This is a genomic window from uncultured Romboutsia sp. (assembly GCF_958366745.1).
Lineage (GTDB): Bacteria > Bacillota > Clostridia > Peptostreptococcales > Peptostreptococcaceae > Romboutsia > Romboutsia timonensis.
This window is the reverse complement of the sequence record NZ_CATXCO010000050.1, coordinates 1-13,011: the sequence shown is the minus strand read 5'-3', so window position 1 is coordinate 13,011 and position 13,011 is coordinate 1. Positions and strand designations below refer to the sequence as shown.

The 13,011-nt window shown below is 27.2% G+C and carries 14 protein-coding genes and 1 pseudogene; 10 read left to right on the top strand and 5 right to left on the bottom strand.

Features of this window, described 5'->3' with window-relative positions; translation table 11 throughout:
- The coding region (locus Q5F54_RS05370; RefSeq protein WP_302334065.1) for a glycerol kinase GlpK at window positions 1-1,070 on the top strand (1,070 nt) is incomplete at its 5' end.
- Between the two features lie 49 nt (window positions 1,071-1,119).
- Here Q5F54_RS05370 and Q5F54_RS05365 read toward each other — a convergent pair.
- Together Q5F54_RS05365 and Q5F54_RS05360 are read right to left on the bottom strand one after the other, a co-directional pair.
- A complete protein-coding gene (locus tag Q5F54_RS05365) occupies window positions 1,120-2,214 on the bottom strand; it encodes a DUF1648 domain-containing protein (RefSeq protein WP_281537853.1) in 1,095 nt (364 codons plus the stop codon).
- On the bottom strand, window positions 2,207-2,596 hold the full coding sequence (locus tag Q5F54_RS05360) for a GntR family transcriptional regulator (protein ID WP_302334064.1): 390 nt from the start codon (window positions 2,594-2,596) through the stop codon (window positions 2,207-2,209). Before Q5F54_RS05360 ends, Q5F54_RS05365 begins: the two co-directional genes overlap by 8 nt.
- A 228-nt stretch (window positions 2,597-2,824) precedes the next feature.
- Between Q5F54_RS05360 and codB the strand changes: the two are divergent.
- The 4 genes and pseudogenes from codB to Q5F54_RS05340 form a co-directional block, all read left to right on the top strand.
- Window positions 2,825-3,799 (top strand): annotated as a pseudogene (gene codB / locus Q5F54_RS05355) (cytosine permease); the annotation flags it as partial.
- Between the two features lie 59 nt (window positions 3,800-3,858).
- Window positions 3,859-5,121: a cytosine deaminase gene (locus tag Q5F54_RS05350; protein WP_281537855.1), complete on the top strand. Its 1,263-nt coding sequence runs from the start codon at window positions 3,859-3,861 to the stop codon at window positions 5,119-5,121.
- A 225-nt stretch (window positions 5,122-5,346) separates the two neighbouring features.
- The gene (locus Q5F54_RS05345) at window positions 5,347-5,535 is read left to right on the top strand and encodes a hypothetical protein (protein ID WP_071120959.1); all 189 of its coding nucleotides are present in this window, start codon (window positions 5,347-5,349) and stop codon (window positions 5,533-5,535) included.
- 140 nt (window positions 5,536-5,675) lie between these two features.
- Window positions 5,676-6,389, top strand: coding sequence for a polymer-forming cytoskeletal protein (locus Q5F54_RS05340; RefSeq protein ID WP_281537856.1), 714 nt, complete (start codon window positions 5,676-5,678; stop codon window positions 6,387-6,389).
- Window positions 6,390-6,539: 150 nt separating this feature from the next.
- Here the strand turns inward: Q5F54_RS05340 and Q5F54_RS05335 are convergent, their stop codons facing one another.
- Window positions 6,540-7,058, bottom strand: coding sequence for an ECF transporter S component (locus tag Q5F54_RS05335; RefSeq protein ID WP_281537857.1), 519 nt, complete (start codon window positions 7,056-7,058; stop codon window positions 6,540-6,542).
- Window positions 7,059-7,306: 248 nt separating this feature from the next.
- On the opposite strand from Q5F54_RS05335, the gene Q5F54_RS05330 reads away from it, so the two are divergent.
- On the top strand, window positions 7,307-8,119 hold the full coding sequence (locus tag Q5F54_RS05330) for an Mrp/NBP35 family ATP-binding protein (RefSeq protein WP_071120956.1): 813 nt from the start codon (window positions 7,307-7,309) through the stop codon (window positions 8,117-8,119).
- 67 nt (window positions 8,120-8,186) lie between these two features.
- On the opposite strand, the gene Q5F54_RS05325 is transcribed toward Q5F54_RS05330, so the two are convergent.
- Entirely contained in the window at window positions 8,187-8,399 is a 213-nt protein-coding gene (locus Q5F54_RS05325; protein WP_071120955.1) for a hypothetical protein, read from the bottom strand.
- Between the two features lie 343 nt (window positions 8,400-8,742).
- Here Q5F54_RS05325 and Q5F54_RS05320 point away from each other — a divergent pair, with 343 nt between their 5' ends.
- The 4 genes from Q5F54_RS05320 (at window position 8,743) to Q5F54_RS05305 (ending at window position 12,042) form a co-directional block, all read left to right on the top strand.
- Window positions 8,743-9,459, top strand: a complete 717-nt coding sequence (locus Q5F54_RS05320) for a glucosaminidase domain-containing protein (protein WP_071120954.1) — start codon at window positions 8,743-8,745, stop codon at window positions 9,457-9,459.
- Between the two features lie 172 nt (window positions 9,460-9,631).
- Entirely contained in the window at window positions 9,632-10,174 is a 543-nt protein-coding gene (locus Q5F54_RS05315) for a VanZ family protein (RefSeq protein WP_074010978.1), read from the top strand.
- Window positions 10,175-10,243: 69 nt separating this feature from the next.
- On the top strand, window positions 10,244-11,269 hold the full coding sequence (locus tag Q5F54_RS05310; protein WP_281537279.1) for an ATP/GTP-binding protein: 1,026 nt from the start codon (window positions 10,244-10,246) through the stop codon (window positions 11,267-11,269).
- Window positions 11,269-12,042 (top strand): DUF3226 domain-containing protein, encoded by a 774-nt coding sequence (locus Q5F54_RS05305; protein ID WP_281537280.1) that lies wholly within the window; start codon window positions 11,269-11,271, stop codon window positions 12,040-12,042. The genes Q5F54_RS05310 and Q5F54_RS05305 overlap by 1 nt, the downstream gene beginning before the upstream one ends.
- A gap of 130 nt (window positions 12,043-12,172) precedes the next feature.
- Here Q5F54_RS05305 and Q5F54_RS05300 read toward each other — a convergent pair.
- Window positions 12,173-13,011 (bottom strand): MalY/PatB family protein (locus Q5F54_RS05300; protein WP_302334063.1); only part of this gene is annotated, 839 nt, incomplete at its 5' end.

Genomic DNA, 13,011 nt, shown 5'->3' with positions numbered 1-13,011 from the left:
ATGGAGAACTGTTATTTGGTACAGTAGATACTTGGTTAATATGGAATCTAACTCGTGGAAAGGTTCATGTAACAGATTATACCAATGCAGCAAGAACAATGCTTTATAATATAAAAGAATTAAAATGGGATGATGAAATATTAGAAATATTAGATATACCAAAGTCTATGCTACCAGATGTAAAGCCATCAAGTTATATATATGGTCACACTGATGAAGGTATGTTATCAGGAGCACAGATACCAATAGCTGGATGTGCAGGAGATCAACAAGCAGCTTTATTTGGACAAACATGTTTTGAAGAAGGAAGTGCTAAAAATACTTATGGAACAGGATGTTTCATGCTTATGAACACAGGAGAAAATATAGTTGAGTCAAAGCATGGATTATTAACAACTATAGCTTGGGGTGTTGATGGTAAAGTAGAATATGCGCTAGAAGGAAGTATATTTATAGGTGGAGCATCTATACAATGGTTAAGAGATGAACTTAGAGTATTATATGATGCAAAACAAAGTGAATTTTATGCAAATAGCGTAAAAGACACCAATGGAGTATATGTAGTTCCAGCATTTGCAGGACTAGGAGCACCATATTGGGATATGTATGCAAGAGGAGCTATAATGGGTCTTACTAGAGGTGCCAATAGAGCTCATCTAGTGAGAGCAACACTTGAATCAATAGCATACCAAGTTAAGGATGTATTAAATGCAATGCAAGAAGACTCTGGTCTTAAGCTAAAAGATCTTAGAGTTGATGGAGGAGCAAGTAGCAATAATTTTTTAATGCAATTCCAATCTGACATATTGGATGTAAATATCGATAGACCAAAAGTTGTAGAAACTACAGCACTAGGAGCTGCATATTTAGCTGGTCTTGCAGTAGAGTTTTACAATAATAAGGATGAAATAAAAAAATCTTGGATTATAGATAGAGAATTTATACCTAATATGAGTGATGATAAGCGAAATTTACTATATAAAGGATGGAAAAAGGCAGTAAGTAGATCTCTTTTATGGGCTAAAGAAGATGAAGAGTTTAGAGATGAGTTATCACGTATAGATAGTTAGAATAAAATAATATATAAAACATATAAAAAGTCGCTAAATTAGCGACTTTTTATATTAAGGCAAGGGAAAATAAAACTATTATAAATGGTAATATAAAGAATATTTTTCCTTTAATTGTACCGATATTTACAGTCCATCCAGCACCAAATCTTTTATTAACGAAAAGTGATGGATCATCTGGATTATTATAAATACAACCAAATATCCATAATGAATCATCATCATCAATAGAATAAACAGCATTCTTACTTTTATTAGGAGATTTATAATATAGATACATTTGATAAATTGCAGTTAAAATAATTATAATGGTAGTTGGCCATAAAATTAAAGGATTCACACTGCTTGTATTAATAGTAGCAATAAGTATATCTATAAATAAAACTTCACACCCTATATTTAGAATTAAAAAAGTGAATCCAAACATATTTAAATAATGTAAATGAGCTTTTTTACTATTATCTATAGAGTTAATAGATAATTTAGCTCTAGTTTTTAATGAAGATATAGATGATATATAAATAACAACTCCAAGGCCAATCATCATACCTACAATAGCAAGTATTTTTATAAATGATTTATCCGCAAATGCATCTGCATTTCCACTAGCACCCCAATGAGTAGGTATAACATCTGGTATAGAATTATAATTAGCTAAAGCATATACACCTACTATAGTAATTACTATTAAAGGTATTAAGTGTAGTAATGAATATCTTTTTACTATTTTATTTTTCTCTTGAATAAACTCTGTATCTAATATAACTTTAGTTTTTTCTAAATCTAAATCAGATATATTAAGTGATAACTCAGATTTTAATGATTTAACTTTATTATGAATATTTATATATACAAAAAAGTTATATAAACAAAAAGCTAACATTGGCAAAATTGAAGAAGTTACATATGCCTTAAATATATAAATAGATGCTAACTCAAGTATTAAAGATATTATAAAACCAATAGTTGTAAATAGTTTATATTTTTTATCTAAATTTTTAAATTCATCTTTGTTAAAGTAATCAGAATTTAAGCTAATTCCATAGAATTGTCTTTTACCGCTTAATGCTTGGGTAAAATAAGTTAATATATATAGTAGAAATAAAGTTGGAATATTAATAATTAAAGCTAAAGTACTATTCATAGTCTTTCACCTCGTATTTATCAAATAATTTATTGCTATAATCTAAAAATTCTTCACGAGACATTCCTAAAAGGTAACTTTGAGCTACTAGAAGATCTAACATAGATTCAATTTTGTCAACATTAAAATCAGTTTTATCTAGTGGTAGTTTATTTACAATTGCACCTTTTCTTCTATCTATATTTATGTACCCTTCATCTTTAAGTAAGTTATAAGATTTATCAACTGTATGGAGATTTACTCCTAATTCTTCAGCCATATTTCTTACTGATGGTAAAGATTCATTTATTTTTAAATCACCACTGGCGATAGATTTAATTATTTGTTCTCTAATTTGAGTATAAATAGGAATATCACTATTAAAATCTAAATTTAAAATCATTTTTAAACCTCCATAATATTTCTAATCATTGTTATATATATTATATAACAATGATTAGAAATATTACAAGTATGAATTATAAAGAAATATTAGAAAGGGAAATTTTTTGAAAAATTTACTGATTTGTAAGCTAAAGCAAACTAGTAAGACTATAAATACTAAGCAGGTGATACAGGGCTTTCAACGCACTTACTTGCAAGATATTCATTTGGTGAAAAAGGTTCATACCTTGTATCATTTTTAGTATCAGCAACACAAGTAGGTTGGTTTGGTGTAGGGGTTGCAATGTTTGCAATACCAGTATCAAAGGTTACAGGAATTAACGTAGGTATATTAGTTTTGGTATCAGGTTTATTAATGACAGCTACGGCTTTCTTTGGAATGAAGTCACTAACAATACTAAGTATGATAGCAGTTCCTTCAATAGCAATACTAGGTAGTATATCAGCAGGGAAAGCTATAGGTGATGTTGGTGGAATTACAGGATTACTATCAATAGAACCGACAGGAACTATGACTATGAGTGCAGCGCTTGCATCAGTAGTAGGTACATTTATAAGTGGTGGAACATTAACAGCAGACTTTACAAGATTTTCTAAAGATAAAAAGACAGCTGTAAGTACTACTGTAATAGCTTTCTTAATAGGAAATTCATTAATGTTAGCATTTGGAGCTATAGGAGCAATGGCTACAGGTCAATCAGATATAGCAGAAGTAATGTTTATGCAAAGTCTTATAATACCAGCGATAATAATACTTGGGCTTAATATTTGGACTACTAATGATAATGCGCTTTATGGATCAGGGCTTGGATTTTCAAATATAACAAAGCAACCAAAAAGTAGAATGGTTATAATAAATGGTATAGTAGGTACATTACTAGCAACATTTTTATACAACAACTTTATGGGATGGTTAAATTTATTAAATTCATTTATACCAGCAACAGGAGCAGTAATAATAGCTGATTACTTTATATTAAATAAAAGAAGTTATACAGAGTTTAAATATGCAAAATTTAAAACAGTTAATATAAATGCAATAATAGCTTGGATAGCAGGTGTTATAGGAGCATATACATTAAAAGGAATAACACCTTTAAATTCAGTAATAGTTGCAATAGTAACTTATGTAGTATTAAGTAAATTAAATACAAAAAGTAAATCAAATGATATAAATAACAGAACAGGTAAAGTAGCTTAAAATTATTTTATTAGGCAATTAGTAGTTAAATATAATTTTAGTATCTTAGGAGGGAAAATATGCTAATCAAAAATGCAAAATTAAGAAACAATGACAACTTAGTAGATATATTAATAAAAGATGGAGTAATAACAAAAATAGACTCAAATATAGAAGTAAATAATGACGAAATAATAGATGCAAAAGGATTTTTAGTTATACCACCATTTATAGAGCCTCATATTCATTTAGATACTACATTGACTGCTGGTGAACCTAAATGGAATGAAAGTGGTACATTATTTGAAGGAATAGAGCGTTGGTCAGAAAGAAAAGAATTCTTAACAATAGAAGATGTAAAAACTAGAGCAAGAAAAGCCATAACTTGGCAAGTAGCAAATGGGATACAATTTATAAGAACTCATGTTGATACAACAGATCCGAGCTTAATTGCGATAAAAGCTATGGTAGAACTAAGAGAAGAGTTAAAAGATTATGTAACTATTCAAATAGTTGCATTCCCTCAAGAAGGAATACTATCATATCCTAATGGGCTTGAGTTACTTGAGGAAGCTTTAAAATTAGGAGCTGACGTAATAGGAGCTATACCTCACTTTGAATTTACTAGAGAGTACGGGGTAGAGTCTATTGATAAAATGTTTGAATTAGCTAAAAAATATGATGTATTGATAGATGTTCACTGTGATGAGATAGATGATGAACAATCAAGATTTGTAGAAGTACTTGCAACAAGAGCATATGAAAATAACATGGGGAATAAAGTTACGGCAAGTCATACAACAGCAATGCACTCATATAATGGAGCTTATGCATATAAATTATTTAGATTATTAAAAATGAGCGGTATAAACTTTATAGCAAACCCACTTGTAAATATACACCTTCAAGGTAGATTTGACACATATCCAAAGAGAAGGGGAGTTACAAGAGTTAAAGAAATGGTTGAATCTAATATAAATGTATGTTTTGGTCATGATGATATAATGGATCCATGGAATCCACTTGGTACGGGAAATATGTTACAAGTTCTTCATATGGGGCTTCATGTATGTCAAATGATGGGATACAGTCAAATAAATGAATCAATAGATTTAATAACTAATAACAGTGCAAGAACGCTTAATATATGTGATAAATATGGTATAGAAGTTGGAAAGCCAGGAAATATGATAATACTTCCTGCTGAAAATGGATATGATGCAATAAGAAGACAAGTACCTGTTTACTACTCAATAAGAGAAGGTAGAGTTATAGCACACACTACATTAAGCGAAACTAATATAATGTTAGGGGATAAAGAAGTTATAGATTTTAAAAAATAAACTAAGTTTAACCTACTGATAATATCAGTAGGTTTTTATATTATATATATAAAATAGAACTAAAAATAGAGGAGTTTAAATATATATTGTCTAATATGTAATTAATATAAACTCTAAATTTCTTATAATAAACAAAATAATTTAAAATAGTAAGATATTACATACTACAATAAACTCTTTAATGTAAAAAATAATATTAAATTTACATTGAGGAGGAACTAGATCATGAAAAAAGGATTAATACCTGTTACATTAGGAGTAGCAGTAACTATGGCAGGATTATCAGTAGATGCTAATCAATCTAAACAAAGAAGATTTAGATCTCGCGATTATGCAAATATGACAGGAGCTTTATTAGTAGGAGCAGGTGTTGCTCATATTGCATTAGGTGCAATAGATATGTTAAAAGAATAAAAAAAAAAAAAATAGGGAAAATTATATATCCTATACCTTTTTTAAGTAAATATTTATTATATTACGAATATAATCTTAATAATAAATTAGCTATTTAATAATCAGATTATAATTATAAAGATTAAGATAAGGAGGAAAATATGAAAAAAAGTATAAAGATATCAGGAGATGGATTTATTAGTGAAGGAGAATATGATGTAGTAAAAATTATGGGAGATGTATCATCTATTGGAAATGTATATGCAAGAGAAGTAAAAATAAATGGAGATGCTGAGTTTAGAGGTAATTTAGATTTTGGACAATTAAATGTACGTGGAAATACACATATAAATGGAGATATTAAAGTAGGACAGGTTAAGATAAGTGGAGATTTATTAGTAGATGGAAATGCTGATATAGAGAAACTTGTATTGGTTGGAGATTGCAAGTTTAGTTCTGATATAAAATGTGATATTGTTGATATAGATGGAGACATAGATATAGAATTTAATATATATGCTAAAGAAATAAATATAAATGGATTAGTTAAAGTGAAAGGTAGTATAGAGTGTGAAAGTATAACTATAAAAGGTTCTATACAGTGTGATGGAATATTAAAAGCTCAAAGTGTAAATATTTATCCATATAGCAAGTCATATTGTAATGAAATAAAATCATCAAAAATAGAAATACTTAAATATAGACGTAAATATATTCCAAATTTATATAAAGTAAAACATGGAAGGTTTAGTTGTAAATCAATGAAAGGTGATGATATAAAACTAGAAAACTCATATGTAGAATATATAGAATATACCAAAAATCTTAATATATCTGATGATTGTAAAGTTGAAAAAAGCGTAAAAGTAAGCTAGGAGGACACAGTGGTTATTTTAGAAGGAAATAGGAATTTATACAATAAACTAGTAAATAAAGTGTGTTAAAATAATTAGAACTTAAGTTTAAGTGTTTGATTATTTTAGCACACTTTTTAATTACAAGAAATCTATGTACTAGAATTTGTTTTAATTACTAGATATTTGCTTAAATGATTTTACGTATTTTACAGTCAGAAGATATGAAGCTATTGGTATACCAATTACCATACTAACTATACCTTGAATAGTATTAGATGGAACTGAACCTAATGAAATTATAAAACTACCTTGTAAAAATGTACCTGCTAATAAGTATCCGCTGACCATAATCAGGACACCAAGTAATGTAGCTAATATATTTTTTACTAAATTTGTATTCTTTCTAACAATAATACCAACTACATATCCTTCAAATCCCTTTATTAGTAGTGTGAATAAAGCCCAATGTGAATATCCAGTTAAAATATCAGCTAAAGCAGATCCTAATCCTCCTGCAATCATACCTGGTATAGGTCCAAATAAAATTGATGCTACAAAAATAATACTATCCCCTATATTTACATATCCTTCTGTCATAGGTATTGGTATTTGTATTACCATAGTGGTGATACAAACAAGAGCTATCATAATTCCATTTAGGACAATTAATTTTGTTTTGTTATTCATTCATATATCCTCCAATTTATAATCATGTGTTATCTAAATTATACCAACTACCATAATTAGATACAATGAAAATTGTACCCATACAATTTTTAAAATTATAAAAAAAGACAATACATTATATAGTATTTCTTAGTGTTGTATAAAAAATTAATGATTTTTCAATAATATCAATAAAATATAAATTTATGGGTAAATAATATATTAGAAAATAAAATACTAGAAGTTAACATAAATTGGAGGAATAATAAATGTCAAATTGTAACTCATGTCCATCAAAAAATAGTTGCAAAAGCCAAGCAACTTGTAATATAAAGAATAACCCAAATAATAATATAAAAAAAATAATTGCTGTTATGAGCGGAAAAGGTGGAGTTGGTAAATCAACTGTAACTGCATTAATAGCTAAAAAATTAAATAAAATGGGATATAAAGTAGGAATACTTGATTCAGATATAACAGGTCCAAGTATTCCAAGACTTATGAATCTTCAAAATCAAAGAGCTATGTCAAATGGAAAAGATATATTCCCTATAGAAAGTAAAGAGGGTATAAAGACAATGTCTATAAACTATATGGTAGATAATGAAAATCAACCAATTGTTTGGAAAGGACCAATGGTAGGGAATGCTGTAAAGCAATTTTACAGCGATGTAATATGGGGAGAGCTAGATTATCTATTAATAGATATGCCTCCTGGAACTGGAGATGTAGCACTTACAGTAATGCAATCAATTCCTATAAGTGGAGTAGTTATGGTATCTGTACCTCAAGATATGATATCTATGATAGTTGCAAAGGCTGTTAATATGGCAAAAATGTTAAATATAAAAGTATTAGGTGTTGTAGAGAATATGAGCTATATACAATGCCCAGATTGTGATAAAAAAATAAAACTATTTGAAGGGGAAGAAACTGAAAAATTCCTAAGTGAAATGGATTTAAAACTTTTAGGAGAACTTCCTATGACAAAAGAAATAGTTAATATAACTCATAATGGAGTATCAGAAATTAGTGATAGTTTAGACGGGATACTAACAGGTATTGTAGATAATATAAAATAGGTAAAGGTAAAAATATAAGTTAATATATATTCATACATAAGTATAAGCTGATAGTTAAACTATCAGCTTATTTATTTATAAATTCTATGCTTTTTACATTATTTTTATTTATAGCTATAGCACTGCCTAAATCTCTTCCTGACATGGTAAGAAAAGGAACATCTTCACCTTTATTAAATTTTTCTAGCCAGTCGACTAGAGAATTAAAGTTTCTGATGTTACTCCTTTCTACAATTCTTATAAAATCATTTTTAAAGGTTATTTTTATTTTATCATTCATTTTAATCACCATCCTATAATATTATTTACCCAATATATTTATCACAAACTAAATTTATTTGTGAAATATTTGCAAAGTATTATACTTTTAAGTATAAACTAAATTAGCAATATTGATAAAGCTTTGTAGGATATAGTAAATATATTAAAAAAATATATTTACTATATATAAATTTATTAGATAGCTGACATTAAATATGAAAATACTTATAAAATAATAACGAATATATAGATAAAAACTTAAAATAAAGGAAAATATATCATGTTATACACTTTCCTATCAAAACTTGCTAAAAGGGGAATAAAAGTAAGTTATTGAATTTATATATAAGGAGAGTGATAATGTGAATTTAAAAAAGTACCTTGTGATTTGTATATGCTTATTATTTATAGCATTTAGTTTTAATATACTATCGAAATACTCTACAGTTTCAGGAGAAAACTTATCACTAAATAATATAGATAATGAAATCGCAAATAATGAAGAAGCTGAAAATCTTAAAATAGAATATGAAAAATTACAAACTAGAATTAAAAATGAAGAAATGATTGAAATAAATAGAGTAGAAGGTGTAACTTATTTAAGAGAAAATGTTACAGTAATTAGTGGAATAACTGAAGACGAAATGAAGGAAGTACTTATGAATACTACTGGATCAAAAACTATGGCTCATCTTGCAAGTGCTTTTGTTGAGGCAGAGAAAAAGTATGGTGTAAATGCATTTTTTATGGCAGGAATTGTAGCACTTGAAAGTGGATTTGCAACATCTAGAAGGGCAATAGAGGATAATAACTTAACTGGTTATGAAGTTTATAGTGATAGTTCAGAAGGAAGACTATTTAATAGCCATGATGAATCTGTGCTTCATACTGCAAGGCACTTAAGTAAGAATTATTTAAAAGAAGATTCTATGTATTACAATGGTTTATCTGTTGATGCTATCCAGATAATGTACTGTCCAGATGAGGAAGAAGATAAAAGGTGGGAAGAAAAGGTTGATTACTTGGCAAGTAATTTCTTAAAGACTTATGATAATTTGTTTAGAGTTGATAAATCATAAAAAGAAAAAGGTATAACATTAACGATATAATGTCATACCCTTATTATTAGCTAATTTTAAAATAAATATGGTATAATTAGATAATAATAAACTTAATGATTATAGAAAAGTTTTATAAATATCAAGATTTAATTAGCTATAAAGTAGAAAATTGAGTAAAAGGATTGATAAAATGAAGAAATTTCTAGTGTTTATGTTAGTTGTGTGTAGCATAGGTGGAATGTATTATTTTTCTAGTCAGGATGCACAAGTATCAGGAAGTCAATCACAGTTAGTCGTAAGATTTATAGATAAAATAAGAGATAAAGTTACATTACAAGATGAAAAGCTTATAAAAATTCAGACCAAGATATATGAAAAACTAAAAGGATTTGGAAGTAAAAGTTATATTGTTAGAAAGATGGCACATTTCAGTATATATGCATTAATTGGAATATCTTTACTATTATTTATATATTTATTTTCTAAAAAGCTTATACTATCATCATCAATAGCGCTTTTACTTTCTATAATGTATGCTTGTTATGATGAATACAGGCAACTATCTGTACCAGGAAGATCAGGAAGTATAAAGGATGTATTTATAGATTCATTAGGTGCTTTAACTGGTATAACTTTAATTTTCATAATAATATTAGCAATAAAAATTATAGTATCTCTATTTAAAAACTTATTAAATAGAGAAGATTTGTCGTCAGAAGAATTTAATAATTAATTATAAAGATGTTATATTATTTCTTTCTAATTTGTATAATTATTATATAAATTAGAAAGAAGTGATAATATGAGCTATTTAACGTATCTAAAAATACATCATTTTAAAAGTATAGAAGACTTAGAATTAAAGGACCTATCTCATATAAATATAATAGTAGGAGCGAATAATAGCGGAAAAACCTCATTACTTGAAGCTATGTCAATACTCGGAAATGAAGATAGCATAAAAAGTATATTAAATAATGTATCAAAAAGAAGTTCTGCATACCCTTCAAGTTTTGAACTATTCTTAGACATATTCCCAAGAGATCAAGATATAAACAAAAGTATAAAAATTGAATCAACTATAAAAGGATTAACTAGAGAGGTTAACATAAATGGAAATATAGTAAGATATATTGACATAAATAATGACACTGATAATACATTTCTAGGTAATATTAATGTGAAGGTAGAAGATGAAACAGTCATAGATAAAAATATATCTATAGAGGAAAATAAAGATATCAAATACCTTAATGACTATGACATTATAAAAATAGTATATGTTACTCCATATGATTATTATAGAAGTGACTTAATAGAAAGTACCTTAGAAAATGTAAATGATAGAGATAAAGAAAATATAATAAATTTACTTAATATATTTGATCCAGACGTAGTAGATTTTAAACTAGTAAAAAAATTTAATACAGGTAGAAGTTATATATATATAGATCATAATGTATATGGTACTACACCTTTATTTAGTTTTGGAGATAGTATTAAAAAGATATTCACACTTGCAACAGCAATGATAAGTGCAAAAGGTGGGATACTGCTAGTTGATGAAATAGAAAGTGCAATACACAAAAACCATATAAATAAAGTGTTTAACAGTATTATAAAGATTTGTAAGGAGTATAAGGTTCAATTAATATGTACGACTCATAGTTTAGAAGCTATAGATGGAATTATACTTTCACTTGGAAATCAAATAGATTTATTATCTTGTTTTAGGATAGAAGTATATAATAATAAAACATACTATACAAAGTTTTCTGGCGATAGGTTAAAAGATATTAGAAACTTGCTAGGTCAGGATGTGAGATAATGAGAAGTTTTTTATTTTTTGTAGAGGGAGTTCATGATATAAATTGTGTAGCTAGAATATTATTAATAAATGAATTTAAAGAAGTTAGTAACATAAATGATATTCCAGAAATATGGAGAAGTAGAGTACCAAGAACTTATCCATTTGTAGATAACAGGTTAGATAGATTTATACCTATGCCTTCATATTTTATAAAAAATAATTTATGCATAGTGATGGTATCAGCTAATGGAGTAGGTAATATTATCAGGGATATAGATTTATACCTTAGTAATATGACCAAGTCAGAATTAAAGCAAATAAATGGAGTATGTGCAATATTTGATGCTGATCAAAAATCTGCAAAAGAAGCTTTTGATGAAAAATTTAGGAAGTATAACAAAGATATGGTTATTAAGAAAAAAGATTTTCTAAGTGGTTCATGTAGGATTCGAGGAGAAATTATAAATATGTATTATTATTTTTTTCCCGATAACTACTCACAAGGAACGTTAGAAAACTTTTTACTTGAAGGTGCTAAGATTGTTTATAGTGATTTATTAGATAATGTAAATGAATATTTAGAAAGGGTTGATGATAAATATAAAGAAAGCTGGAGCAGATCTAGTGAGAATAAAGTTAAGATAGGATGCATAGCAAATATATTTCAACCAGGAAGCGCCAATCAAATATCAATACGATATGATGATTGGATAAGTGAAGAAAGTATAATGTATAGCCCTGTTATAAAAAAATTTTATGACTTTATAATAGATATATTAGAGCTTAAATAAAAAGTTAAAAATCAACAAAAGGGCTAATTTATAGCCCTTTTTAAATTAAAAAATAGATAAGTATTTAAATTAAAGTAAAATTTAAGAAATAGATAATAGTATATTATTAGTTATTTTTACGTAGAGCGTTTTAACAACCCGAAATTAATTCATATTTATCAAAATTATAGCTGTCAACTGCATTCTCTAATTGGTATAGAGCTTTTTCTAAAATTCTTCTAGGACAAGCTATATTTATTCTCATATAACCATCTCCACCATCTCCAAATAGACGACCATCATTAAGTGCAAGTCGTGCTTTATTAACAAAGAAGTCAACTAAGTCATCTCCATCAAGATTTAAATTTCTACAATCTAGCCATAATAAGTATGTACTATCAGGTATACTTACTTTTATTTGAGGTATATTACTATTTATATAATCTACAGCATATTTTATATTTTCTTCTATATAAGTAGTAGCGTCTAAAAACCATTCTTTTCCTTCAGTAAAAGCAATTGTATTAGCGACTATACTAAATGCATTATTTCTATATGTTTCTATTTTCTTTAATATAGCATCATATTGATTTTTCATATTTAGATTAGGGAATATTACTGTGGCAACTTGAAGTCCAGCTAAGTTAAATGTTTTAGTTGAAGAAGTACAAGTTATAGTATGTTTTCTTATTTCTTCACTTATAGATGCCATTGGAGTATGTTTATTTCCCCATAACATTATATCAGAGTAAATTTCATCAGATATAATAGTTATGTTATTTTCTATGCAAATATTTGCTATAGCTTCTAATTCTTCTTTTGACCAAACCCTTCCAACTGGATTATGAGGATTACAAACTATCATAAATTTAGCACCTTGCTTTGCTTTATTTCTTAAATCATCAAAATCTATATAGTATCTGCCATTATTCTCTATAAGTTGATTTGTAACAACTTCACCACCCCAAGCTTCTATAACATTTTTAAATT